This window comes from Gordonia paraffinivorans (genome assembly GCF_900683595.1).
In the GTDB taxonomy this organism is placed as follows: Bacteria; Actinomycetota; Actinomycetes; order Mycobacteriales; family Mycobacteriaceae; genus Gordonia; species Gordonia paraffinivorans.
In genome coordinates this window covers 908,041-932,616 of sequence record NZ_CAACYD010000005.1, presented here as the reverse complement: position 1 = coordinate 932,616, position 24,576 = coordinate 908,041, and the positions used below count along the sequence as shown (strand labels likewise).

The following is a 24,576-nucleotide window of genomic DNA, read 5'->3' as shown; positions in this document are numbered from 1 at the left end:
TCGGCGAGGAGGCCGGGGTGCATGTCCTGATCGCGCCGGATTCCTTCGGCGACACCATGTCCGCGGTGGCGGCCGCGCAGGCGATCGCCCGTGGCTGGGGATCGGCACGACCGTCGGACGTCCTGGTGACCGCGCCGCAGTCCGACGGCGGGCCGGGCTTCGTCGACGTGCTGGCATCGAGGTTCGGCACCGTCGTCACCGAGGACGTGCACGGTCCGCTCGGCGCCGGGGTCACCGCTCGCTGGCTCCACGACGCGGATTCGGCGACCGCCTACGTCGAGTGCGCCCAGGCCTGCGGACTCCACCAGCTCGGCGGCCGGCCCACCCCGCGCACCGCGGTCTCGGCGACCACCCACGGGGTGGGGGAGCTCGTGCGGGCCGCGGTGGCGGCGGGCGCCCGACGCCTCGTGGTGGGCCTCGGCGGCAGCGCGACCACCGACGGCGGTGCCGGCCTCGTGGACGCACTCGGGGGGCCGGAGGCGGCGGCGCGGCTCGTGCGCGACGTCGAGATCGTCGTCGCGTCGGATGTGGAGAACCCGCTGCTGGGCCCGCTCGGCGCCGCGGCGGTGTTCGGTCCGCAGAAGGGTGCCGACCCGGACACCGTCGAACTCCTGGAGAGGCGATTGGCCGAGTGGGCGTCGGTGCTGAGCGGGATCGCGGGCCGCGACATCACCGGCGATGCCGGTGCCGGTGCCGCGGGAGGCCTCGGCGCCGCACTCATCGCCCTCGGCGGGACGCGGGTGTCGGGCGCGACCGTCGTCGCCGAGGCGACCGGGCTGGAGGCCGAGGTCGCGGCGTCGGACCTGGTCGTCACCGGAGAGGGGAAATTCGACTCCCAGACCCTGCGGGGCAAGGTGGTCTCGGCGCTGCACTCGCTGGCGAAGACCGTCGGGGCGGGCGGCGCGGGGGCGACGACCCTGGTGCTGGCCGGGCAGGTGACCCTCACGCCGGAGGAGATCGCCGCGGCAGGCATCGCCGGGGCCCACGCGATCGTCGACGTCGCCGGCTCTGTGGAGGTCGCGATGAAGGATGCGGAGAACCAGCTCGGAAGGCTCGCGGCCGGGGTGGCGGCGTCGATGGGGGACTGACCGGCGCCACGGCGGTCCCGGTTCCTGAGCCGGGAGCGCCGGGACCAGCGGCCCGACGTCGGCAAACCCTGGAGCGAATGGGCGGGAATACCGCGTCGAGGGGTACGGTTGTAGTCACGGGCACAACCGGTCGACCTCCCGGCGAACGGTGCGTGTCTCCTCGCTTCGGGCACCACGCCGAGGCGCTGGGACGAGCCCATCCCGGGACCACACCACAACAGGAGCATCTATGACCGTGCAGAACGAAACGGGTACTGCCACCGGCGTCATCCTCACCGACGCAGCCGCCGCCAAGGCGAAGGCACTGCTCGATCAGGAGGGTCGCGACGACCTGGCACTGCGTATCGCCGTGCAGCCCGGTGGATGTGCCGGCCTGCGCTACCAGCTGTTCTTCGACGACCGCACCCTCGACGGTGACCTCACCGCCGACTTCGGCGGCGTCACGCTGGCCGTCGACCGCATGAGCGCCCCGTACGTGCAGGGCGCGACGATCGACTTCGTCGACACCATCGAGAAGCAGGGTTTCACCATCGACAACCCGAACGCGACGGGCAGCTGCGCCTGCGGCGACTCGTTCAACTGAGTTTCTCCCTCACGACGGCCTCGCGCCGTCGACCGTCAACCGGCCGCGTCCCACCTCGGGACGCGGCCGGTGTCGTCTGGCGGGACCGGTTGGGTAGCGTGGACAGCTGTCCGTCCCACCACCTGAAGGGCTGAGAGCGCCAGTGGCAATCGTTGTATGCGGGTCCATCGCAACCGACCATCTGATGAAGTTCCCCGGGAAGTTCTCCGAGCAGTTCCTCGGGGACCAGCTCGAACACATCTCCCTGAGCTTCCTGGTGGAGGATCTCGTCGTCCGCCGCGGCGGCGTCGGCGGCAACATCTGCTACGCCCTCGGCCAGCTCGGCGGCAAGCCGGTCCTCGTCGGCGCCGTCGGCGCGGACTTCGCCGAATACCGTCAGTGGCTCGAGTCCAACGGCGTCGACTGCCGCGGCGTCCGGGTGTCGGAGACCCAGCACACCGCCCGCTTCATGTGCACCACCGACACGACGATGGCCCAGCTCGCCTCGTTCTACCCGGGTGCGATGAGCGAGAGCCGCGACATCCGGCTCGCCGACGTCATCGCCGAGACCGGCGACCCCGACCTCGTGCTCATCGGCGCCGACGACCCCGACGCGATGATCGGGCACACGCAGGCCTGCCGTGCCGCGGGCATCCCGTTCGCGGCCGACCCCAGCCAGCAGCTCGCCCGTCTCGACGGCGAGCAGGCCCGTGCGCTCATCGAGGGCGCGACCTACCTGTTCACCAACGAATACGAGTGGGGCCTGCTCCGCCAGAAGACCGGGTTGTCCGAGGTCCAGGTCGCCGAACTGGTCGGCACCCGCATCACCACCCTGGGCAAGGACGGCGTCGAGATCGTCGACCGCGAGGGCACCCGGATTCACGTCGGCGTCGTGCCGGAGAAGGAGAAGGTCGACCCGACCGGCGTCGGCGACGGCTTCCGCGCCGGCTTCCTGTCGGCTTTGACGAAGGGACTGTCCTACGAGCGCGCCGCGCAGGTCGGTTCGATGGTCGCGGTGCTGGTTCTCGAGACCGTGTCGACGCAGGACTGGTCGTGGGACCTCGACGAGGCGCTGTCCCGCATCGAGGGCGCCTACGGCGTCGAGGCCGCGGCGGAGATCAAGGCCGCGTTCTGATCCGAACCCACCGAACGGGTGGCATGTGCCCCGGCGTCCGACCGGGGCCCGTGCCACCCGTTTTCCGTCGTCCGCCGGGTGCGACGCCGGTGACCGGCCTGACATTGCCGGGTGGAGCGGCGATGTGCCAACGTGGAGCCAGAGTCCGCCCACCTGGACTCCCGGACGAGGGGTGCCGTACCCGGAACGCGACAAGACGGCCCGAGGAGGTTGTCGTGTCCTGGCTGGTCCTGGTGATCTCCGGTGTTCTCGAAGCGGTGTGGGCCACCGCGCTCGGCAGGTCCGAGGGCTTCACCAAGCTCGTGCCGACGGCGATCTTCTTCGTGGCGCTGGCCGCGAGCATGGGTGGCCTGGCCTACGCGATGCGGGAACTGCCGGTCGGCACCGCATACGCCGTCTGGGTCGGGATCGGTGCGACCCTCACCGTCGTCTACGCCGCGATGACGGGCGAACAGACCCTGTCCGTCGTCAAGGTCCTGTGTCTGGTGATGATCGTCGGCGGGGTGATCGGGCTGAAGCTCGCCCACTGAGTCGCACGAGACGAAACCGCCCCCGGATTCGGTCCTCGGGAGGCCCGCGAACGACGCATCGGCGTCGGCAGGCCTGTGGAGGGCGTCTTCCGGGGGGCTTCTCGGCGTGAGGCCGGGCGCTACAGCCGAACCGGGTAGGTGTGGTCGACGATCTGCGGCACGATCGTCCCCTCGACGAAGATGCCGTGCCACAGCATGAAGATCAGGACGGTCCACAGGCGGCGGCTGTTGTCGACCTCGCCCTCGCGGTGCTCCTCGAGCATCTTGATGACCGCGGCCTTGTCGAAGATGTGGTCGGTCTGGCTCTTGGTGATGACGTCGTGCGCCCAGTCGTACATCTCGGTGCCGGCCAGCCAATGCCTGATCGGCACCGGGAAGCCGAGCTTCTTGCGATGCAGCACGTGCGCCGGGACGATCTGCTCGAGCGCCTTGCGCAGCGCGTACTTGGTGGTGCCGTGCGCGATCTTCTCGTCGTGGGGGAGGCGCTCGGCGACCGCGAACACCTCCGGGTCCAGGAACGGCACACGCAGCTCGAGGGAGTTGGCCATCGTGATCTTGTCGGCCTTGACCAGGATGTCGCCGCGCAGCCAGGTGAACAGGTCGAGGTGCTGCATGCGCGCCACCGGATCCCAGCCCTCGCTCATCCGGTAGATCGGGGCGGTGACGTCGGTGTGGGTCCACTCCGGCCGGTAGTCGCGCAAGACGGCGCGCAGCCGTGCGTCGTCGAAGCTGCGGGCGTTGCCGTAGTAGCGCTCCTCCAGGGTCAGCGATCCGCGATGCAGCAGGCTCTTTCCGCGGGTGCCCTCCGGGATTCGATCGGAGACCTTGCCGGCCAGCCGGCGCAGGGAGCGGGGGAGACGGTCGAAGGCCGCGAGCGACAGCGGCTCCTTGTAGATGGTGTAGCCGCCGAACAACTCGTCGGCGCCCTCGCCGGACAGCACCACCTTGACGTGCTTGCGGGCCTCGGCCGCGACGAAGTAGAGGGGGACCAAGGCCGGGTCGGCGACGGGGTCGTCGAGGTACCAGACGATCGCCGGCAGGGCCTCGATGAACTCCGACGGGCTGACGACCTTGACGACGTGGCGCGCGCCGATCGCCTCGGCCGACTCCGCCGCGACGTCGATCTCCGAGTACCCCTCGCGCTCGAAGCCGGTGGTGAACGTGATCAGGTCCGGGTTGTGCCGGATCGCCAGGGCGGCGATGGCCGTCGAGTCGATGCCGCCCGACAGGAACGAACCGACGGTCACGTCGGCGCGCATGTGCTTGGCCACCGAGTCGGCCAGCACGTCGGCGATCTCGTCGTACCGCTTCTGCCGCGTCGCGTCGGTGAACGGCTTCACGCCGAACTGCGGGGTGAAGTAGCGCCGCACCGACAGCGGGCTGCCGGGGGTCGCCGTCGCGTGGCACCCGGACTCGAGCCGGCGGATCGACGTGTGGACGGTCTCCGGCTCGGGGACGTACTGCAGCACCGTGTAGTGCTCGATGGCGCGCGGATCGAGCTCCTTGCCGAGCCCGACGCGCTCGATCAGCTCGAGCAGGCTCTTCTTCTCACTGCCGAAGACGAGCCCGCCCGGGCCGGTGGCGACGAACAGCGGCTTGATGCCGAACGGATCGCGCGCCAGGAACAGCGATCGGTTCTCGGTGTCCCAGATGGCGAAGGCGAACATGCCGCGCAACCGCCGGACCGCGTCCGGGCCCCAGTGGTGGAAGGCCGCGACGATGGCCTCGCCGTCGCCCTCGGTGCGGAAGGTCGCGCCCTCGTCGCGGGCGAGTTCCTCGCGGATCTCCAGGTAGTTGTAGATCTCGCCGTTGAAGACCAGGGCGTATCGCTCGGGATTCTCCGGCGGGCCCCACCGCAGGGGCTGGTGGGAGTGCTCGATGTCGATGATCGACAGCCGGTTGAACCCGAAGACGATGTCCTCGTCGTGCCAGGTGCCCGGTTCGTCCGGGCCGCGATGCCGCATGCAGTGCGAGGCCGTCGCCACCGCGTCGACGACCTCGGCGGCCGTCCGGTCGGATGTCAGAAGGCCGAGCAGACCACACACGTTGGCTAGTCCCCAATCTTTTCGCAGGCGAATCGAGTGCCCGGCTCGTCGCCGGGTCGCGTCCGAGTATGCCTGAGCGACCAGCGGGATTCCGATCTGGCGTGCCCTGACACGACCGGATCAAGACCCAATCACGAAAGCTTCCGCCGGTTGGTCTACGCTGCGTAGTACTAGGTGCAAGACTTGGTCGTATGTGTGCGGCCGGTACTTGCCCTGTGCAGGTCATGTGGCATGCACTCACCACGGCGCGAGGGCGCCGGTGAGCGAGCAGGAAGGCGTGAAATTGGCACACGGTGGACGGCCCCGAGCGCGGCGTGTCTCATCTGCGTCGCGGGCGATGAAGCGACTGGGAGTGGTCGCCGCTCTCGGACTCGGCGCTCTGCTGATGTCGGGATGCGACGCCAGTGAGGCGATGCGTTTCGGTTGGCCGGAGGGCATCACGCCCCAGGGCAAGGAGATGGTCGACCTCTGGACCTGGTCGGTCATCGCCGCACTGTTGATGGGCATTCTGGTCTGGGCCCTGATCTTCTGGACCATCACTTTCCATCGGGCGAATGACGCCAAGAAGGGCGTGTTCCCGCGTCAGACCGCGTACAACGTCCCGCTGGAGCTCACCTACACGGCGATCCCGTTCGTGATCATCGCGGTGCTGTTCTACTTCACCGTGATCGTCCAGAACGACGTCGAGGCGAAGAACGACGACTCCAAGGTCGTCGTCGACGTCACCGCATTCCAGTGGAACTGGAAGTTCGGCTACAACAAGGTCATCTTCGACGACGGCACCACCTACAACGGCTTCGAGGCCGACGGCAACCCGTTCCAGCTGCAGGCGCAGCGCGACGACGAGGTCGAGGCCGAGCCCGAGGTCGAGGGTGAGCACGGCGGCGAGCTGCCCGGTCCCGCCGGCGGTCGCGACGATGACATCCGCGACTACCTGAAGTTCAACAAGATCGAGACCGTCGGCACCTCGACCGAGATCCCGGTTCTGGTCCTGCCGACCGGCAAGCGCATCGAGTTCGACCTCGCGTCGGGCGACGTGATCCACTCGTTCTGGGTCCCGGAGTTCCTGTACAAGCGCGACGTCCTGCCGTTCCCCAAGGAGAACGCCAGCGACCCGATCTTCCAGATCAGCTCGATCGATCGCACCGGCGCCTTCGTGGGCCGCTGCGCCGAGATGTGCGGCACCTACCACTCGATGATGAACTTCGAGATCCGCGCGGTGTCGCCCGAGGACTTCGAGTCCTACATCCGCTTCCGCCAGGCCAACCCGAAGGCCACCAACGCCGAGGCGCTGCAGGCCATCTGCCAGGTCCCGGGTTCGGTCGTGACGGCTCCGTTCGACACCCGCCGCAAGAGCGACGGCTCGGCGACCGCCACCGGCAACCCGAATGACACGACCCTCCCCAACTGCACCAAGAAGGAGAGCTGACGATGAAGATCGAGGCCCGCATCTTTGAGATGCTCACCGCCTTCTTCGCGCTGGCCGGCGTCGCCTACACCATCTTCACGGTGTTCACCTCCAAGGGCATCGAGTGGGTCGGCGTCGTGGGTCTGTTCTTCGCGGGCGGCCTGACCCTCATCGCCGGCACGTTCTTCCGCTTTGTGTCGCGTCGCGTGGAGATCCGCCCCGAGGACTACGAGGATGCCGAGATCGAGGACGGCGCAGGCGAGCTGGGCTTCTTCAGCCCGCACTCCTGGTGGCCGATCCTGATCGCGCTCGGCGCGGCGATGTTCGCCGTCGGCTTCGCGAGCGCCAACTTCTGGCTCGCGATCTTCGCGGTGGTCGTGATCATGGGCACCGCGGCCGGACTCGTCTTCGAGTACCACGTCGGTCCCGAGAAGCACTGACACACTCTCAGAGCATCAGCGAAAGACGCCCCCACCGTCTCGGTGGGGGCGTCTTTCGTATGCGGGGCCATGGGGGTGGTGTCCGAAACCTCGGGGAGCTGCCCTCCCGGGGCCGAAGAGAGCCTCAGAGGACCTGCGCGGGCCGACAGACGACCAGCTTGCGATAGTCCACGCGTAATCGGGCCTCGGTGAGCGTCTGCTCGACCTCGCCGTCGTGCGACAGCGCGATCGGGCCGTCCACGCTCCGGAAGGCGAACTCGGGGACCTGCATCTCGTGATAGAGCCGCGAGCGCTGCAGCTGCCCGGCGGCCAGCGCGGCGAACAGCCGGACCGTCGACCGATTCCCGCCGGCTTCGAGGTAGCGGACGTCGAGTAGACCGTCGTCGAGTCGGAGACGCCGCGTCGGCACGAATCCGGTCGGCTGGTAGACCGAGTTCCCGAGAAGGAACAGCGAGACCTCGCTCACCCGCCCGTCCACCTCTATCCGGACGCTCGGGTCCTTTCGGAGCACGCGGAAGACCGCGGTGGCGGTCGCCAGGGGACGGCTGATCCGATGACGCAACCGTTCGCGGACCCGGACGAAGTGCGGGTGAGCGCCCACGCTGGCCGTGTTGAGGATGAGTCGAGAATCGTTGAGCCACACGACGTCGACGCGTGAGCCCGAACCCGAGGCCACCGCCGCGACGGTGTCGGACACCGTCGCACATCCGATGTCGCGCGCGAAGTGGTTGAACGTGCCGGCGGGGAACACCGCGAGCGGAATCCCGGCGCCGATCGCCTCGGCCGCAGCGGAGGCCACGGTGCCGTCGCCGCCGGCGACCCCGAGCACCTCGGCCCTCGACGCCGCGTCGGCCATGACCGCGGGCACGTCGTCGGCGTCCCCGAGCTCGACGATCTCGGCGGCGGGGAGCGCCGCGCGGATCTCGGCCAGGACGCGGCGTCCCTCGCCGTCCGCGGACGCCGGATTCACCACGACGACGAGACCCCGTCCGTCCGGGCGCGCGCCGGTGTCGACGATCCACGGATCGGCAAGCGACAGCGAGGGTTCGGTGATGGGCGGGACGATCCGAGCGCCGATCGTGGCGATCGTGGCACCGATGCCCAGGCCGATGACGACGTCGCCTGGGTAGTGTGCGCCCGTCGCGATGCGGGACAGGCCGACGAGCCCCGCCAGAGCAGACAGGAGTAGCCCGGCGGGCGGGCTCTCGATGGCGACGCCGACCGCGAAAGCCGCTGCGCTGGCGGAGTGTCCGGACGGCAGGGAGTTGGACGTCGGTTGCCGGCGCCCTCGGCGGGGGAGCGGGATCAGCCCCGGAGAAGGCCGCGCACGGCGTCGGATCCGCTTGGCGCCCTGATTGGTCACCAGGCTCGTCACCGCCAGCGACGCCATCCCTCGAGCCGCACCGCGTTGCAGGGACGGTCGACCGGACATCGCGAGGCCGGCGGCGATCGCCATCCAGAGCTTCGAGTGATCGGCGGCCCGGGACAGCACCGGCATGGTCGTGTCGAGCAGCGGGCTGGGCGAGCGGGCGATGCTCTCGTAGATCTCGGCGTCGAGGGCACCGAGGCCCCTGACCATCTGGGAGAGCCCGCGTGCCGGGAGCCGAAACGACGCCGTGTTGCCTGGACCGCGCATGGCGTCCACGGTGCCACAAACGGACGAGGGCGGCGGGCAGACGGTGGGGTAGGGGAGGGGGTGCTCCTCACCGCTGACAACGAACGGGACAGAAAAGAGAACGGGCCGCCGGCACCAGAGGTGCGCGACGGCCCGTTCTCGTGGGTCTCGCTGTCAGTCGAGCGGGTTGCCACCCTTCGCCTGCAGCTCGCGGAGCGCCTTCCGCTCTTCGGCCTCGAGCTCGTGCTCGAATTCGACGTTACGGATCTGTTCGTCCGCAGGGTCGGCGACCATGAGCGAACCCGTGCCCGGGGCGCCGGCGGAGCCGAGCTTGTTCATGCGCTTCGGCAGGGCAGCACCCTCGTAGGGGAGCGGGATCGGGTGTCCGTGGTCGTCGACCGGGCCGAGCGGCTGGTGGACCTCGATGTAGGCACCCTGCGGCAGGCGCTTGATGATGCCGGTCTCGATGCCGTGGGCCAGGACCTCGCGGTCGCTGCGCTGGAGTGCGATCGCCCAGCGGTAGGCGATGAAGTACACCAGCGGCGGCAGCACGATCAGGCCGATGCGGCCGATCCACGTGGTCGCGTTCAGCGAGATGTCGAACTTCAGCGCGATGACGTCGTTCATACAGCTCAGCGTGAGCAGGATGTAGAACGCGAAGGCCATCGCGCCGATCGCCGTACGGACCGGGGTGTCACGCGGACGCTGCAGCAGGTTGTGGTGAGCGTCGTCGCCGGTCAGCTTCTTCTCGATCCACGGGTAGGCGAACATCAGGACGAACATGATCGTGATGATCAGGACGACCCAGTTCGACATCGGGACCGTGTAGTTGCCCAGGTAGAGCTCCCACGCCGGGAACATACGGATCAGACCGTCGGTCCACATCATGTAGATGTCGGGCTGCGAACCCGCCGAGACCTGTGCCGGGTTGTACGGGCCGATGTTCCAGACCGGGTTGATCTGGAAGACGCCGGCCATGATGGCGAGCACACCGGTGACGAACGCGAACATCGCGCCGCCCTTGGCCGCGAAGACCGGCATGATCCGAACGCCGACGACGTTCTTCTCGGTGCGGCCGGGGCCGGGGAACTGGGTGTGCTTCTGGTACCAGACCAGCGCCAGGTGGGCGCCGATCAGGGCCAGGATGATGCCCGGGAACAGCAGGATGTGCAGGACGTACAGGCGCGGGATGATGATGTCGCCGGGGAAGTCGCCGCCGAACAGCGCCCAGTGGATCCAGGTACCGACGACCGGGATGCCGAGGACGATGCCGGACATCGCGGCGCGGACGCCGGTACCCGACAGCAGGTCGTCGGGGAGCGAGTACCCGAAGAAGCCCTCGAACATCGCCAGGATCAGCAGCAGGCAGCCGATGATCCAGTTCGCCTCACGCGGGCGGCGGAACGCACCGGTGAAGAAGATGCGCGCCATGTGGATGATGATCGACGCCGCGAACAGCAGGGCCGCCCAGTGGTGGATCTGGCGGACGAACAGACCGCCGCGCACCTCGAAGGACAGGTCCAGCGTGGTCTCGTAGGCGCGGGTCATCATGACGCCGTTGAGCGGCTGGTAGGCGCCGTCGTAGACCACATGGGTCATCGACGGGTCGAAAAACAGGGTGAGGTAGACACCCGAGATCAGCAGGATGATGAAGCTGTAGAGCGCGACCTCACCGAGCATGAACGACCAGTGGGTGGGGAACACCTTGTTGATCTGGCGTCGCATGCCCGCGGCGAGGTGATACCGCGAGTCAACTTCCTCGGCCTGTGTGCCGAGACGGTCGGCGATGGTCATGACTTACGCTCCCAGAATGCCGGTCCGACGGGCTCGATGAAGTCGCCTGCAGCAACGAGGTAGCCCTCGTTGTTCACCGTGATCGGCAGCTGTGCCAGGGCGCGGGCGGCGGGGCCGAAGATCGGCTTGCCGTACTCGATCGCACTGAACTGCGACTGGTGGCAGGGACACAGGATGATGTTGGTCCGCTGTTCGTACAGCGAGGCCGGGCACCCGAGGTGGCTGCAGACCTTCGTGTAGGCGAAGTAGTCGCCGTAGTTGAAGCTCTCCTGGCCCTTGCGCTTGACGGCGCGGGCCGCATCCTCCGGGCGGAGGCGGATGAGCATGACGGGGTTGCGGACCTCGTGCAGACTCTCCATCAGCTTGTGGCGGGAGTGCTCGGTCTCTCCGAAGCCGTCCGAGCGACGCCACGGGAAGACGGTCTCCATGCCGCCGGCGTCGAGGTCCTCCGGGCGGACCAAGGCGACCTGGTACGGGTTGCCGGTGTCACGACGCAGGTAGACGGTCTCGTTCGGGTCTTCCGGCGAGTTGTAGATCGGCGACCAGCCGGAGTGCCACAGCGGGGCGTCGCCGCGCTTGGCCCACGGGTTCTTGATGAAGCCGCCGATGCCGGCGATGAGGCCGGTGAGGGCGAGAGCGCCCAGACCGAAGCCGGCGGTGCCGAGGATCATCTTGCGACGGCCGAGGGTCGAGGTGGTCCCCGTGTCCTGCAGCAGCGCGACGATGGTCTTCTTGTCGACCTCGGCCGAGCCGCCGTCGTGGCGGTCCTGCACCGAGATCTCGGCGGGGATCAGCTTCTTGGTGATCAGGATCAGCGCGATGCCGATCGAGAGCACCGAGAGACCGAAGGTCACGCCCAGAAGGGGAGTGTTGACCGTGTACCACCAGTAGTCCGGGTCGTCCGGAAGGGCGAATTCCCAGTGGTTGAAGAGGAAGATGCCCAGGCACGCGAGAGCCGAGACGCCGGCGAGGGCGAACCAGAAGGCGATCTGGCGCTCGGCGCGCTTCTCTGCCTTGGTTCCCTCGACGGGGTACCGCTTGGCCCGGTGAATGATCTCGACACCGTCGAGATTGGTACCGAGCTTGACGAGCTCCTCGGTGCTCATCTGCTCCAGCTCGTCCCTCGACGGGACGTCCTTGCCACTGCCGCTCATGCTCGAGATCCAATCCACATGGCGCCTGCGACGATGGCGACGACGCCGACGAACCACATCACCATGCCCTCGCTGACGGGACCGAAGCCACCGAGGCCGAAACCGCCGCTGGGGTTTGCCTCGGTCACGTACTTGACGTAGGCGATGATGTCTTTCTTCTCATCCGGATTGAGCTGACGGTTCGAGAACTTCGGCATGTTCTGCGGACCGGTCAGCATCGCGGTGTAGATCTGCGCCTCGTCGACGCCGTCGAGGTTCGGTGCGAACTTGCCCGACGACAGGGCGCCGCCACGACCGGTGAAGTTGTGGCAGGACGCGCAGTTGAGGCGGAACAGCTCACTACCGCGGGCGATGCTGTCGCCACGCAGCGAACCCTCGGCGATCTCACCGTTGGCGTCACGCGGGGCACGGGGGCCACCGCCCTCGGCCTGGATGAAGGCGCCGAGCTGGTCGATCTGCTCGGTGGTGAACTTGGCGGGCTTGCGCTGCGCCTGTGCCTCACCACGGGCGGCCGGCATACGGCCGGTCGAGACCTGGAAGTACACGGCTGCGTCGCCGACGCCGAGCAGGGCGGGACCACGATCGGGCACACCCTGGAGGTTCGCGCCGTGGCAGGTGATGCACGAGGTCTCGTAGAGCTTGCGACCATCGTCGATCATGGCGGCGTTGCTCTCGTCGGCCACCGCGACCTGGGGGTCGGGGGTCAGAACCGAGGCGAGCACGCCGGCCATGACCAGACCGGCCAGGAGCAAGATGGTGCCGCTTGCACGTCGACGGAGCTTGCGTCGGGCCTTGGCGCGGCGGGCGTCGGTGCCGCTATCCGACGGTCGCGGTGGAGATGAACTCATCTGTGACTCTCTACTAAGCGGGACGGACTGATTCTTCTAGAGCTGGTTGCGCTGTGCGTTCGACAGGCGAGGTGCGCTCTGCTGCGGGCGTGGCCGCGAGGTGCGCGGGGTTGCCGGCGTCATCGGATGAAGTAGATCGTGACGAACAGTCCGATCCAGACGATGTCGACGAAGTGCCAGTAGTAGGAGACAACGATTGCGGCGGTTGCCTGCGCCGGGGTGAACTTCGAGAGCTTGGTGCGGATGAGCAGGTAGATGAATGCCACGAGACCGCCGATGACGTGCAGGCCGTGGAAGCCGGTCGCCATGTAGAAGACGGAACCGTACGCGCTCGAGCTGAGGGTCGTGCCCTCGTGCACCAGGGCGAAGTACTCGAAGATCTGGCCACCCACGAAGAAGGCACCCATCACGAACGTGATGATGTACCAGCGTCGGAGGCCGAAGACGTCACCCCTCTCGGCGGCGAACACGCCCATCTGGCAGGTGACCGACGACAGGATCAGGACCGTCGTCACCGGGATGGCGAGGGCCAGATTCAAGTGCGTCGGGGGCATCGGCCAGCCGACTGCGGAGTTGGCCCGGGCGACGAAGTACATCGCGAAGAGGCCAGCGAAGAACATGAGCTCACTGGACAGCCACACGATCGTGCCGACGCTGACCATGTTGGGACGGTTCAGCGAATGGACGCGCGAGGTGATGGCTGTTCCTGAGGTACCTACGGCGCTTGTCACAAGTGAAGTATGACGGTTCGTAGTAAGCGGTGACCACCCGGGTCGGAAATTGGGGGCTTATTTCTCTCTCCCCGCAGGTCGGGGGCCTGTCGGATGGGTTCCCGGCGTGTCTCGACGGCCGGTTCGCGGGCTCGGGGCCGGTGGCTACCGTGGGGGTCATGTCGAGTTCGGATGTCTCCGGTCCACGGGATCTCAACGGGCGGGTGGTCCGTCAGGGGCGCCTGGCCCGCCTGACGGCGAGGTTACGGGGCGGTTCGTCGTCGAAGCCGCTGGAACTGGCGGACGAGGTGGTCGTCGTCGCCGAATCCGACGACGACGCGGTCGCCAGTTCCACCGCGCTCGAGGGGTCGGACTGGCGGGCCGACGACGAGGTGATCCTCCGGCACGACCTCGAGCTGCCCTCGAACCGGGTGCAGGAGGCCGCGGAACTGGCGTCGCTCGACGGCTACGTGCGGATCCACGACGACAGGTGGGGGCCGCTGCCGGACGCGGCTGTCGCCGGACACGAGATGCTCGTGCTGGCGCGGGTGCAGACGCTCGACGCCCTGCATCTGTCCCAGGAGCGCTCCCGGATGGCCAGCCTCGGGTCCCGCCACGGCGGCATCGCGCGGCGGTGGGCCGTCCTTCAGCGTCCCGCGGGCTGATCGGGCATTAGGCTCAATGCCTGTGAACACCGCACAGCCCGCCTTCACCTGGCCGCAGATCCTCGGCAAGATCACCGACCGCATCGACCTGACCGCCGAGGAGGCGGGCTGGGCGATGAACGAGATCATGACCGACAGCGCGACCGGCGCCCAGATCGCCGCATTCGGCGTCGGGGTCAAGATGAAGGGCGCCGCGCCGACCGAGCTGGTGGGCCTCGCGCAGACGATGCTGGAACATGCGACGCTGGTCGACGTGTCGCGGCCCGCCGTGGACGTGGTCGGGACCGGCGGCGACCGTTCCCACACGGTCAACATCTCGACGATGACCTCGATCGTCATCGCCGCCGCCGGCATCCCGGTGGTCAAGCACGGCAATCGCGCCGCGTCGTCGAAGAGCGGCGGGGCCGACGTCCTCGAGGCGCTCGGCGTGGACATCTCGCTGCCGGCGCAGGGCGTGGCGCGCTGTGTCGAGGAACTCGGCATCGGATTCTGCTTCGCCCCGGTCTTCCATCCGGCGTTCCGGTTCACCGGCCCGCCGCGCAAGGAGATCGGCATCCCGACCGTGTTCAACGTGCTCGGCCCGCTGACCAACCCGGCGCGCCCGCGCAGCGGCCTGATCGGGTGCGCCTTCACCGACCTCGCGCCGGTGCTGGCCCAGGCCTTCGCCGACCGCGGCAACACGGCCCTGATCGTCCGGGGCGACGACGGCCTCGACGAGCTGACCACGACGTCGACCTCGACGGTGTGGCAGGTCGTCGGCGGTGAGGTCAACCAGCTGACCGTCGACCCGGCCGATCTCGGTATCGCACGCGTCGAACTGTCGGCCCTGCAGGGCGGCGACGCGGCCGCGAACGCCGTGATCGCGCGTGAATTGTTCGCCGGCACAACCGGTCCCGTGCGTGATGCGGTGCTGCTCAACGCGGCCGGCGCGATCGTCGCCTTCGAACAGACGGCTCCGATGACCTCGGCGGAGCTGGCCGCCGCGCTCGACGCGGCCCGCGGCCGCGCCGCCGAGGCCGTCGACTCCGGGGCGGCGGCGGAACTGCTCGACCGCTGGTCGATGCTGTCGACGCGCATTGCCGCGGAGCTGCGCGACTGACCGACCACGCAGACGCGCGCCTGATCGCCGCGTAGGCGACGGGATCAGGCGTTGCGCCGGCGAGAACTGTTGTGCGAGATCAGTTCTCGCCGATGGAGAAGCCGCCCTCGACGTCCGAGCTGGAGTAGCTGCGGAACGCGATGTGGGTGGCGCTCTTCACCACGCCCGGGAGCCGGTTGATCTTGCCGGTCACGACCGTGGCGATCTGCTCGTGATCGCGGACCCGGACCTTCGCGATGAGGTCGACGTCGCCCGCGCACGAGTACACCTCTTCGACGCCCGGGATGTCGGCGACGGCCTGCGCGGTCTCCGGGATCTGATGGATGTCGGCCTGGATGAGGACGATGGCAGTGATCATGGCGCAAGCCTAGTGGCCGGCCGCCCGCTGCTCGGGGAGCGCGGCGCGGTCCGTGGCGTCCGGTGCGGGGCCGAGAGCGCCTCGCGGGCCGCCTGCGACCACGTGCGGCGGCGCTCGGCGCATCCGGCGGGCAACGCGATCGGGTCCGTGGAGGACACGATGCGCGCCCCCGGCTCGGTGATCCAGCGATAGATCAGGGCCACCTCCTCGGCCGGCGCGCCTCGTAGCGGCCCCGGGGCCGGGATGACCGTCTCCGCCGACGCGACGAGGGCGTCGACGACCGGCATGGGGGACACCCCGCGCCGCGCCCGCCCGGCGGCCGCAAGGCGTCCGTGGCGGACCACGGCGAAGTGCCAGCCGCGCTCGTCGTCGGGGCGGGCGACGACGATCTCGGCGACTGCGCAGAGAGCGGCCAGGCGCTGGCACCGGGCGAGGGCGTCGATCGTCAGGGCGAGCCGATCGCGGAGCCGGGCGGCGGTCTCGAACATCTGGGCCTCGGCGAGGTCGGTCAGTCTCTCGGTGAGGCGGTCGAGCAGATCGTCGGCCTCGCCGCGCATCAGCCGCCGTGCGGCGGTGACGCGGGGCAGGTAGTCGGGAACGGTCTGCGGCCGTGCGGCGGCCGCATGACAGCCGCCGGGGCGCCAGACGCCGTCCTCGGCCGGGCACCAGTGGTGGCTCGACGCACCGAGGCGTGTGGTGCACGTCCGCAGGCCGGCCGCCGCGGCGATCACGTCGGCCACGGTCGCGGCGTCGTTGCGGTTGGCGATCGGGCCGATTGACTCGTCGGTGGGGGTGCGCCCGACCTTCAGGCGCGGGAAGCGCTCCTCGGTCAGGGTGACCCACCAGCCCTTGTGGGGCTGCGTCGACCTCCGGTTGTAGGCCGGGGCGTGCGCGGCGAGGAGCCGCAGCTCGCGCACGGCGGCCTCGAGCGCGTGGGAGCACTCGACGACGTCCACGCGCCTGGCCAGCAGGACCATCTCCGCGATACGGCGCCGCGGATCGCTGCCGTTGAAATAGGAGAGGACGCGACGACGCAGGTCCACCGCGGTCCCGACATAGAGGACCTCGTCGGCGGGGCCGCGGAAGAGATAGACGCCCGGTCGCGAGGGCACGTGGTCGGCGAGATGCCGCTTGGCGCGGAGTCGGGGGTCGGTGCGGGGGAGATAGGAGGTGAGGTCCCCGACCGTCGATATGCCCTGGTTGCCGACGCGCTCGAGGAGCTTGTGGAAGACCTCTACGGTGGCGCGGGCGTCGTCGAGCGCCCGGTGGGTGGGGCGGACCGAGACCCGGAACAACTCGGCGAGGTGGCCGAGCCTCACCGTGGGCGCCTCGTCGCGCGAGAGGATGCGCCGCGCCATCGTCACCGTGCACAGGCTGAGGCTGAACGGCCAGTCCAGGTGCAGGCGGAGCGCGTTCTGACGCAGGAATCCCATGTCGAAGCGTGCGTTGTGGGCGACGAGGATCGCGCCGCGGGCGAATTCGAGGAAGGCCGGCAGCACCGACTCGATGCGCGGCGCGTCGGTGACCATCGCGGTCGTGATTCCGGTGAGGGTGACGATCTGCGGCGGGATGGGACGCCCCGGGTCGACGAGAGTGGCGAACTCGCCGATGACCTCTCCGCCGCGGACCTTGACCGCGCCGATCTCGGTGATCCGGTCGTTGGCCGGGTCGGAGCCGGTGGTCTCGAGGTCGACGACGACGAGTGTGGTGTCGAACAGGGCGCGGTCGCTGAACTCGCCGGCGGATGCGTCGGGACCGGCGGCCCCGTCGGCAGCCTCCAGATCGGCGAAGGTGAGTTGCCCGGACGGGGATGCTTCTCCTCCTGTACGCGTCACCCGGCGAACACTAGTTCGACCCACCGACAGGCTGGAGTTCCAGTTTCGGTGTTACGCGTGTGACTGGTGAGTCGAACACTGTGCGAATGGTTTTGTCGGTGGCGGGTCCTAGTCTCCTCGGCGAGGTGAGAGCGCGCCGTGTCGTCTGCGGCGAACGCCGCCGCCGACCCGCCCGAGACGGGCCCGGATGGGCCCGGACGGCCAGATGAGATGGAGATCACACGATGCACGTCGACTGCGCCAGCTGCCCGGCCCGTCCCGTCGCCTGTGACGGATGCATGATGACGGTCCTGTTCGGCCCTCCGAGCTGGGACGATGTCCCGGTGCGAGGTGGAGCTACGGTAACGGCTGCACCCCTCGACGACGATGCCGAGCTGGACCTCGCGATCGGCGTCTTCGAGAATGCTGCATTGATCACACCTGCCGCTGCACGATCTGCAAGAGGGGCCAAAGTCCCACGTCAGAGGGCTTTCCGGGTCATCTCGTCGGCGGATTTGCGGGCAGGCTGATAACACGGCGTCCCGCGCCCGTCGGTCGCCTAGTGGACAGGGCGCCCACGATTTCGTAACCTTTCCGAGACCTTTGCGGAGCGTCCCGCTTCAACAGAAGTGGTCCGCACAAGTCGCCGCCTAATCGCCCTCGCGGGCGAACCGGGGAACCACTTACTTCGGGGCAGGGTGGTCAGCGTTTGCCCACGGGCATGACCTGCTGACACCAGTTCCGAATCGGGGTGAATCGCGTCGACGCGTATGCGTGTCCTCTCGGGGACACGCCTGTGCCGAAAACGCGTAGGGCCACTCTTCCGGCCCGAACCCGACAGCTAACTCGGTCGGCGGTCGAGGGAGAATTTGAAGGAGAACTCGCTTCGTGGCCAAACATCGTTTGGAAACCCCCAATCGCGGGAGCAAGGCCGCCAAGAAGGCGGTGATCGCCGGATCGATCACGCTCGGTTCGCTCGCCGCCGCCGGCGCCGGACCCGCTCTCGCCGCACCGGTGCACACCCCGCTCGGCACCTTCGAGATGCCGGCCCTGCCCGGTGACGAGAAGGCCCCGAAGGCCAAGCCGGTTGCCAAGGCGCCTGCGGCCACGGTCGAGATCCCGAACCTCGGGCAGTTCACCATCCCGGGCGTCGACCAGAACCAGATCCCGCAGCAGTTCCGTCCCAACGGTGGCGGAATCAAGAACTTCGGCCGGCCGCAGCTGAGCGTCGGCGAGAAGGCCGTCAAGGCCGCCGAGAGCAAGATCGGCTCCCCGTACTCCTACGGCGCGGCCGGCCCGAACGCCTTCGACTGCTCGGGCCTCGTCTACTGGTCCTACAAGCAGGCCGGCAAGACCATCCCGCGCGACAGCTACGGTCAGCTCGGCGGCGGTCGTCCGGTCTCCCTCGCCGAGGCCAAGCCCGGCGACGTGATGATCTTCAACGGTGGCGGCCACGCCGGCATCTACGTCGGCAACGGCATGTTCGTGCACTCCTCCACCTACGGCGTCCCGGTCAAGCGCGACGCAGTCAAGGAGTGGCAGCTCACGGGCATCCGCCGCTACTGACATCAACTGAACAACGAGCACGGACTGGGCGGATCGCGAGCTGGTGGCGGTCCGCCCGATCCGGTCCTCGGGGCCGAAACGACGCCGGAGGGGTTCGGGGGAGAACCATGATGGTGGTCCTGGGGAAACGAGCGGTAGAGGAGTGAGAAGGATCGTGCATTCCGGGGAGGGGCGAGTGAGCGCATCACGTCCACGCACACGATCGGGTCCGCTGACGCTCGTCGCATGCCTGTTGGCGGCCCTCGTCGCCGTCATCCCGCTCGTCGCCGGTGGTACCGGCCGCGTCGCCGCGGCGCCCGGACAGTCGTCGGATCAGCTGCTCGAGCGCTACAAGAAGCTCGGCGACGAGGCCGAGAAGACCACCGAGGCGATGCACAACGCCAAGATCGAGTACGACAAGCAGCGCGACATCGTCGCCACGGCCAAGAAGGCCGCGGCCGACGCGCAGGCGAAACTCGATCACAGCCGTGCGCAGCTGAAGGATCGTCAGGACCGCGTCGACGCCATCGTGCGTGCCAGCTACCAGGGTGCGCGGGTGAGCGGACTCTACGCCGTGATGGTCAGTGACTCCCCGCAGGCCCTCCTCGACCAGATGTCGGGCCTGGACATGATCGCCCGCCAGGCCTCGGCCGACCTCACCGCGGTCAAGAAGATGCGCGCGCAGACCGAGTCCGCCAAGAAGGACGCCGAGGCGAAGGCCCTCACGGCCTCTGAGGCCGTCTCCCGCGCCGAGCGTGTGCGTGGGGAGTTGCAGGCCAAGCAGGCCGATCTGCAGATGCAGGCCATCAAGATCCGGGCCATGTACCAGGCGATGACCGGCAAGCAGCTCGCTGCGCTCCGCGGTCAGAGCTTCGACTTCGACCCGCGACTGGTCCCCAAGGGCACGGCCCCGGCGCTCATCGCGGTCAACGCCGCCCTGACGCGTCTCGGCGACCCCTACGTGTGGGGCGCCACCGGTCCGCATGCGTTCGACTGTTCGGGTCTGATGGTCTGGGCCTACAAGCAGGCCGGCAAGACGATCCCGCGGTCGAGCCAGGCCCAGATGGCCGGCGGGACCCCGGTGTCGCGCGAGGACATGAAGCCCGGCGATCTGGTCATCTACTACCCGGACGCCCACCACGTCGGCATGTACATCGGCGAGGGCTACGTCATCCACGCCTCGACCTTCGGCGTACCGGTCAAGATCGAGCCGGTCGACGAGGCCGGCCCGTTCAACTCCGCCCGACGGTTCTAGAATCCTCTGGTGCTCTCACCCCGTGGGCGGTCGGGCCCGATGCTCGCGCCCCCGGTCCTGCTGCTGACCGGAGTTCTCGTCGTCACCGGTGCGCTCGCCGGATGCTCCGACGCCACGGATTCCGGTTCGGCGGCCTCGTCCTCGGCGGTCGCGTCGTCGACGACGACCGCGAACATCTACGAGCAGCAGCGCGCCGAGGGCGTGACGCGCCTGCTCGACGCGCTCACCGAGTCGATCACCTCCGGTGACGAGCGCGAGGTCGGCCGGCTCCTCGACGCCGCGGCCACGACGGACTTCCGCGACCGGTTCGAGACCGCGGCCGCCAACCTCCGCACCAGCGGTCCCTCGTCGGGCGGGGGAGCAGGCGCGGCGGACTCCGGCCCGCTGCGGTTCGCCCGATTCCGGTATCAACTGGCTCCCACCGAGGAGGCCGAGACGCTGGTTCCCGCGGCGATCCAGGATCGACTCGTCGCCGCCGGCAGCTCGGATGCCTGGGTCGCCCCGGTGGAGCTGCGATACGCGCTGGGAGGGCAACGGGCCCCGGGTGTCGACGAGCCCGAGGTGGTCGTGGCGACCCAGTTCGTGGTGGCACGCTACGGCGACGAGTGGAAGCTCGTGGGCGACTCCGCACTCCTGGACGCCGATCCCACTCCGGTCCAGTTGTGGGAGCTGCCCGGACTCGCCGCCTCCGACGCGCCCACCGCGGGAGGAACGTCGGTGATCGCCTCGTATCCCGAGACCTCGACGACGGTTCGGTCGCTGCGCCGCCAGCTACCCGGGGCCGTCGACGCGGTCACCGCGTTCTGGGGCCCGGACTGGCAACGACGCGCCGTCCTGGTCACCACCGCCGAGGCGGGGCAGTTCGAGGCCCTCGTGGCCCGGTCCCGAGGCGTGACCGGAACCGCCGCGGCGGCAACGATATTCAGCCGGGTCGACTTCCCGCAGCGAATCGCGACCGGCCAGCGGGTCGTCTTCACGCCGGCTGCCAACGACCTTGCCGAGCCGACGCTCGCGGTCGTGCTGCGCCATGAACTCACCCATGTCGCGGCACGGACGCAGACGGCGTTCGACGCGCCCCTGTGGATCACCGAGGGCGTCGCCGAGTACGTGGGGCGCAAGGGCACCTATCGTCGTCTCGCCGACGCCGCTCCCGACCTCGCGGCGGCGGTGCGTGCCGGTGCGACACCGGACGGGCTCCCCGACGACGCGATGTTCGCGACGAACGGGCCGTCCTCACAGATCGCCTATCAGAGCGCGTGGTCGGTGGCGGCATATGTCGCCGACCGCTACGGCGAGGCCCGGCTGAAGAAGCTCTATCTGGGCGTCGCGGAGAGCGCACAGCCCGAGCGCCGGGATGCCGCGATCCGCTCGGCCCTGGGCGTCGATCGCACGCAGCTCGTCGCCGACTGGCGTCGCTGGCTCGACGGGCAGGTCGGATGATGCCCCGAACACTGTTGATCACCAACGACTTCCCGCCGCGCCCCGGCGGAATCCAGTCGTATCTGGAGAATCTGGTCGACCTGCTGCCGCCGGAGGACGTCGTCGTCTACGCGCCGCGCTGGCGGGGTCGCTCGCACGTCGAGTACGACGCCCGGGCGCCCTACACGGTGTACCGGCATCCCACGACCCTGATGCTGCCCACGCCGTTCGTCGCCCGCCGGGCGGCGCAGATCATCCGGGACGAGGAGATCTCGACGGTCTGGTTCGGGGCGGCGGCACCGCTGGCGGTGTTGGCGCCGCTGATGCGGCGCGCCGGCGCACAGCGCGTCCTGGCGAGCACCCACGGGCACGAGGTGGGATGGTCGATGCTGCCGGGCGCCCGTCAGGTGCTCCGGTTCATCGGCCGCCACACCGACGTGATCACCTTCGTCAGCAAGTACACGCGCGGGCGGTTCGCATCGGCGTTCGGCGCCGACGCGTCGCTCGAGTACCTGCCGCCAGGGGTCGACGTCGACCGCTTCCGGCCCGATCCGATAGTCCGGCAGGAGTTCCGAGACCGTCTCGGGCTGGGGGAGCGGCCGACGATCCTGTGCCTGTCACGCCTCGTGCCGCGCAAGGGACAGGACGTCCTCATCCGCGCGCTGCCGATGATCCGCCGCACGATGCCGGACGCGGTGCTCGTCGTCGTCGGCGGCGGCCCGTACGCGGAGAAGCTGCACGCGATCGCCGCGGAGACCGGGGTGACCGATCACGTGATCTTCACCGGATCGGTGCCCTCAGAGGAACTCCCGGCGTATCACACCATCGCCGACGTCTTCGTGATGCCGTCGCGCACCCGCGGCGGGGGGCTGGACGTCGAGGGACTCGGGATCGTCTACCTCGAGGCCTCGGCGACCGGGGTGCCGGTGGTCGCGGGGCTCTCGGGCGGCGCGCCGGAGACGGTGATCGAGGGCGTCACCGGGACCACGGTCGACGGCCGGGACGTGGACGCGGTCGCCCTGGCCGTGCTGTCGATCCTCGGTGACCGGGGTGCGGCGGCCGAGATGGGCGCCGCGGGACGACGTTTCGTCGTCGAGAACTGGCAGTGGAGCCAGATGGCGGCCCGGTTGCGGCAGCTGCTCTAGGCCCTCGCCCGTCAGCCGTCCGCCGCAGACCGGGCGGCACATCACGTCACTTGGAGTAGATCGCCTCGATGTCGCCGTGGCGCTTCTCGACGACCACGTTGCGCTTGACCTTGAGCGTCGGGGTCATCTCGCCGCTCTCCTCGGTGAAGTCCGACGGCAGGATGCGGAACTTCTTGATCGCCTCGGCCGCCGAGACGGTCTTGTTGGCCTCGTCGACGGCGTGCTGGACAGCGGCGACGAGGTCCCCGTCGGAGATGAGATCGGCGACGGAGGCGTCGGCGGGCTTGCCGTGGCGCTCCTTCCACGCCGGGAAGGCCTCCGGGTCGATCGTGATGAGCGCGGCCACGAACGGCTTGGCGTCGCCGACGACCATGGCCTGCGAGACCAGCGGGTGTGCGCGGATGACGTCCTCGAGACCGGCGGGCGAGACGTTCTTGCCGCCCGCGGTCACGATGAGTTCCTTCTTGCGGCCGGTGATCGAGATGAAGCCCTCGGAGTCGACGGTGCCGAGGTCGCCGGTGTGGAACCAGCCGTCGACGATCGCCGAGGCCGTGGCCTCCGGGTTCTGCCAGTACTCCTGGAACACCACGGGTCCGCGCAGCAGCAACTCGCCGTCTTCGCCGACGCGGACCGAGTTGCCCGACAACGGCTTTCCGACGGTGCCGATCTTCCACGCGGACGGGGTGTTGACGCTGAACGCGGCGGTGGTCTCGGTCAGGCCGTAGCCCTCGAAGACCGGGATGCCCACACCGGAGAAGAAGTGGCCGAGGCGGGCGCCGAGCGGGCCGCCGCCGGAGATCGCCATGCCGCACTCGCCGCCGAGGGCGGCGCGCAGCTTCTTGTAGACGAGTGCGTCGAACACGGCGTGCCGGAGCTTGAGAACCAGTCCGATGCTGCCCTTCTCGCGGGCCTCGGAGTAGGCGATGGCGGTCTCGGCCGCGGCGTCGAAGATCTTGCCCTTGACCGGGCTCTCGTCGTAGGCCTTCTGCTGGGCCGAGTTGTACACCTTCTCGAACACGCGCGGCACCGAGAGGATGAGCGAGGGCTTGAAGACCGCGAACTCGTCGACGAGGGTCTTGATGTCGCTGGTGTGGCCGACCTCGGCGCCGGCCTCGATGGCGACCAGGGTGATGGCGCGGGCGAGGACGTGGGCCAGCGGCAGGAACATCAGCAGACGCTTGTGATCGCGCCGGCGGAGCTCGTCGAGGATGTCGCCGGCGAGGATCGCCTTCATCTCGGCGAGCATGTTCGAGTGGGTGAGGATGCAGCCCTTGGGGCGTCCCGTGGTGCCCGAGGTGTAGATGAGCGTGGCGGGAGTGCTCGAGCGCAGGGTCGCGCGCCGCTCGGTGACCTCGGCGTCGGCGATGTCGGCTCCGGCCGCGGTCAGCTCCTCGATCGCGCCCGGACCGCCGTCGGTGCGGTCGATCTGGAAGACCTTGACCGGCTGGGTGAGGGAGTCGATCGACTCGAATGCGGCGCGATGGGCGTTGTCCTCGAGGACGATCGCGACGGCTCCGGAATCGCGCATGATCCATTCGATCTGGCCGGCCGAGGACGAGTCGTAGATAGGCACGGTGATGGCGCCCGCCGACCAGATGGCGAAATCGACCAGGTTCCACTCGAGGCGGGTGCGCGACAGCAGCGCGACGCGGTCACCGGGCTGGACACCGGAGGCGATCAGGCCCTTGGCGATGGCGGTGATGCGGGCGGCGGCATCGGCGGCGGTGATCGGCGCCCAGTCGTTGCCCTGCTTGTGTCGGAACACGATGTGCTGGGGCGTCCGCTGCGCCAGCCCGAAGATGATGTTCGTGCAGTTCTCGTCGTCGGCGATCGAGAACTTCGCCGGCACGCTGTACTCGCTCATCGTGGTTACCCTCCAGTAGATGCCAATGAGGCGATGGTATCCCTGCAACCGAACGCTGTTGTCCGGGCCACCGCCTTCGGGTG

21 protein-coding genes and 2 riboswitches are annotated in these 24,576 nt (G+C 69.0%); of the genes, 12 read left to right on the top strand and 9 right to left on the bottom strand.

The window, feature by feature from the left end; translation table 11 throughout:
- Window positions 1-17: 17 nt before the first annotated feature.
- The 4 genes from E1P53_RS06400 to E1P53_RS06385 all read left to right on the top strand — a co-directional run bounded on the left by E1P53_RS06400 (window position 18) and on the right by E1P53_RS06385 (window position 3,315).
- A complete protein-coding gene (locus E1P53_RS06400) occupies window positions 18-1,088 on the top strand; it encodes a glycerate kinase family protein (RefSeq protein ID WP_006900667.1) in 1,071 nt (356 codons plus the stop codon).
- 229 nt (window positions 1,089-1,317) lie between these two features.
- Complete coding sequence (locus E1P53_RS06395) at window positions 1,318-1,671, top strand: HesB/IscA family protein (protein ID WP_006900666.1); 354 nt, start codon at window positions 1,318-1,320, stop codon at window positions 1,669-1,671.
- A gap of 142 nt (window positions 1,672-1,813) precedes the next feature.
- Complete coding sequence (locus tag E1P53_RS06390; RefSeq protein WP_181954807.1) at window positions 1,814-2,785, top strand: carbohydrate kinase family protein; 972 nt, start codon at window positions 1,814-1,816, stop codon at window positions 2,783-2,785.
- Window positions 2,786-2,923: 138 nt separating this feature from the next.
- Window positions 2,924-2,991: riboswitch (guanidine-III (ykkC-III) riboswitch) on the top strand.
- Window positions 2,992-3,000: 9 nt separating this feature from the next.
- A complete protein-coding gene (locus tag E1P53_RS06385; protein ID WP_006900664.1) occupies window positions 3,001-3,315 on the top strand; it encodes a DMT family transporter in 315 nt (104 codons plus the stop codon).
- 119 nt (window positions 3,316-3,434) lie between these two features.
- On the opposite strand, the gene asnB is transcribed toward E1P53_RS06385, so the two are convergent.
- Complete coding sequence (gene asnB, locus E1P53_RS06380) at window positions 3,435-5,360, bottom strand: asparagine synthase (glutamine-hydrolyzing) (protein WP_006900663.1); 1,926 nt, start codon at window positions 5,358-5,360, stop codon at window positions 3,435-3,437.
- Between the two features lie 337 nt (window positions 5,361-5,697).
- Between asnB and ctaC the strand changes: the two genes are divergently transcribed.
- Both ctaC and E1P53_RS06370 read left to right on the top strand, forming a co-directional pair.
- Window positions 5,698-6,789: an aa3-type cytochrome oxidase subunit II gene (gene ctaC / locus E1P53_RS06375; protein ID WP_131733745.1), complete on the top strand. Its 1,092-nt coding sequence runs from the start codon at window positions 5,698-5,700 to the stop codon at window positions 6,787-6,789.
- 2 nt (window positions 6,790-6,791) lie between these two features.
- A complete protein-coding gene (locus tag E1P53_RS06370; RefSeq protein ID WP_006900661.1) occupies window positions 6,792-7,208 on the top strand; it encodes a cytochrome c oxidase subunit 4 in 417 nt (138 codons plus the stop codon).
- Between the two features lie 124 nt (window positions 7,209-7,332).
- On the opposite strand, the gene E1P53_RS06365 is transcribed toward E1P53_RS06370, so the two are convergent.
- From E1P53_RS06365 to ctaE, 5 genes are all read right to left on the bottom strand, one after another.
- Window positions 7,333-8,844 (bottom strand): bifunctional phosphatase PAP2/diacylglycerol kinase family protein, encoded by a 1,512-nt coding sequence (locus E1P53_RS06365; RefSeq protein ID WP_244941122.1) that lies wholly within the window; start codon window positions 8,842-8,844, stop codon window positions 7,333-7,335.
- A gap of 153 nt (window positions 8,845-8,997) precedes the next feature.
- Window positions 8,998-10,617, bottom strand: coding sequence for a cytochrome bc1 complex cytochrome b subunit (gene qcrB, locus E1P53_RS06360; protein ID WP_006900659.1), 1,620 nt, complete (start codon window positions 10,615-10,617; stop codon window positions 8,998-9,000).
- Window positions 10,614-11,771: a cytochrome bc1 complex Rieske iron-sulfur subunit gene (qcrA, locus tag E1P53_RS06355; protein ID WP_131733744.1), complete on the bottom strand. Its 1,158-nt coding sequence runs from the start codon at window positions 11,769-11,771 to the stop codon at window positions 10,614-10,616. Before qcrA ends, qcrB begins: the two co-directional genes overlap by 4 nt.
- On the bottom strand, window positions 11,768-12,619 hold the full coding sequence (gene qcrC, locus E1P53_RS06350; protein WP_006900657.1) for a cytochrome bc1 complex diheme cytochrome c subunit: 852 nt from the start codon (window positions 12,617-12,619) through the stop codon (window positions 11,768-11,770). Before qcrC ends, qcrA begins: the two co-directional genes overlap by 4 nt.
- 119 nt (window positions 12,620-12,738) lie before the next feature.
- Window positions 12,739-13,350, bottom strand: a complete 612-nt coding sequence (gene ctaE / locus E1P53_RS06345; protein ID WP_174320720.1) for an aa3-type cytochrome oxidase subunit III — start codon at window positions 13,348-13,350, stop codon at window positions 12,739-12,741.
- A gap of 158 nt (window positions 13,351-13,508) precedes the next feature.
- Between ctaE and E1P53_RS06340 the strand changes: the two genes are divergently transcribed.
- Both E1P53_RS06340 and trpD read left to right on the top strand, forming a co-directional pair.
- A complete protein-coding gene (locus tag E1P53_RS06340) occupies window positions 13,509-13,994 on the top strand; it encodes a hypothetical protein (protein ID WP_040526847.1) in 486 nt (161 codons plus the stop codon).
- 22 nt (window positions 13,995-14,016) lie between these two features.
- On the top strand, window positions 14,017-15,093 hold the full coding sequence (trpD, locus tag E1P53_RS06335; protein ID WP_006900654.1) for an anthranilate phosphoribosyltransferase: 1,077 nt from the start codon (window positions 14,017-14,019) through the stop codon (window positions 15,091-15,093).
- A 79-nt stretch (window positions 15,094-15,172) separates the two neighbouring features.
- Here trpD and E1P53_RS06330 read toward each other — a convergent pair whose 3' ends face one another.
- Entirely contained in the window at window positions 15,173-15,451 is a 279-nt protein-coding gene (locus tag E1P53_RS06330) for an Lrp/AsnC family transcriptional regulator (RefSeq protein WP_006900653.1), read from the bottom strand.
- A complete protein-coding gene (locus E1P53_RS06325) occupies window positions 15,448-17,286 on the bottom strand; it encodes a DEDD exonuclease domain-containing protein (protein WP_131733743.1) in 1,839 nt (612 codons plus the stop codon). Before E1P53_RS06325 ends, E1P53_RS06330 begins: the two co-directional genes overlap by 4 nt.
- Window positions 17,287-17,902: 616 nt before the next feature.
- Window positions 17,903-18,136: riboswitch (cyclic di-AMP (ydaO/yuaA leader) on the top strand.
- A 17-nt stretch (window positions 18,137-18,153) separates the two neighbouring features.
- Between E1P53_RS06325 and E1P53_RS06315 the strand changes: the two genes are divergently transcribed.
- The 4 genes from E1P53_RS06315 (at window position 18,154) to E1P53_RS06300 (ending at window position 22,629) form a co-directional block, all read left to right on the top strand.
- Window positions 18,154-18,831, top strand: a complete 678-nt coding sequence (locus E1P53_RS06315; protein WP_006900651.1) for a C40 family peptidase — start codon at window positions 18,154-18,156, stop codon at window positions 18,829-18,831.
- 154 nt (window positions 18,832-18,985) lie between these two features.
- Window positions 18,986-20,065: a C40 family peptidase gene (locus E1P53_RS06310; protein WP_006900650.1), complete on the top strand. Its 1,080-nt coding sequence runs from the start codon at window positions 18,986-18,988 to the stop codon at window positions 20,063-20,065.
- 9 nt (window positions 20,066-20,074) lie between these two features.
- On the top strand, window positions 20,075-21,505 hold the full coding sequence (locus E1P53_RS06305; protein ID WP_131733741.1) for a gluzincin family metallopeptidase: 1,431 nt from the start codon (window positions 20,075-20,077) through the stop codon (window positions 21,503-21,505).
- Window positions 21,505-22,629 (top strand): glycosyltransferase family 4 protein, encoded by a 1,125-nt coding sequence (locus tag E1P53_RS06300; RefSeq protein ID WP_083900233.1) that lies wholly within the window; start codon window positions 21,505-21,507, stop codon window positions 22,627-22,629. Before E1P53_RS06305 ends, E1P53_RS06300 begins: the two co-directional genes overlap by 1 nt.
- Before the next feature lie 46 nt (window positions 22,630-22,675).
- On the opposite strand, the gene E1P53_RS06295 is transcribed toward E1P53_RS06300, so the two are convergent.
- Entirely contained in the window at window positions 22,676-24,493 is a 1,818-nt protein-coding gene (locus tag E1P53_RS06295; RefSeq protein ID WP_131733740.1) for an AMP-dependent synthetase/ligase, read from the bottom strand.
- Window positions 24,494-24,576 lie beyond the last annotated feature (83 nt).

Excerpts from the sequence above, each read along its gene's own strand:
- E1P53_RS06395 (WP_006900666.1), top strand. The coding sequence starts at position 1,318 with ATGACCGTGCAGAACGAAACGGGTACTGCCACCGGCGTCATCCTCACC.
- ctaC (WP_131733745.1), top strand. The coding sequence starts at position 5,698 with ATGAAGCGACTGGGAGTGGTCGCCGCTCTCGGACTCGGCGCTCTGCTG.
- E1P53_RS06370 (WP_006900661.1), top strand. The coding sequence starts at position 6,792 with ATGAAGATCGAGGCCCGCATCTTTGAGATGCTCACCGCCTTCTTCGCG.
- E1P53_RS06365 (WP_244941122.1), bottom strand. The coding sequence starts at position 8,844 with ATGCGCGGTCCAGGCAACACGGCGTCGTTTCGGCTCCCGGCACGCGGG.
- qcrB (WP_006900659.1), bottom strand. The coding sequence starts at position 10,617 with ATGACCATCGCCGACCGTCTCGGCACACAGGCCGAGGAAGTTGACTCG.
- qcrA (WP_131733744.1), bottom strand. The coding sequence starts at position 11,771 with ATGAGCGGCAGTGGCAAGGACGTCCCGTCGAGGGACGAGCTGGAGCAG.
- qcrC (WP_006900657.1), bottom strand. The coding sequence starts at position 12,619 with ATGAGTTCATCTCCACCGCGACCGTCGGATAGCGGCACCGACGCCCGC.
- E1P53_RS06340 (WP_040526847.1), top strand. The coding sequence starts at position 13,509 with ATGTCGAGTTCGGATGTCTCCGGTCCACGGGATCTCAACGGGCGGGTG.
- E1P53_RS06330 (WP_006900653.1), bottom strand. The coding sequence starts at position 15,451 with ATGATCACTGCCATCGTCCTCATCCAGGCCGACATCCATCAGATCCCG.
- E1P53_RS06300 (WP_083900233.1), top strand. The coding sequence starts at position 21,505 with ATGCCCCGAACACTGTTGATCACCAACGACTTCCCGCCGCGCCCCGGC.
- E1P53_RS06295 (WP_131733740.1), bottom strand. The coding sequence starts at position 24,493 with ATGAGCGAGTACAGCGTGCCGGCGAAGTTCTCGATCGCCGACGACGAG.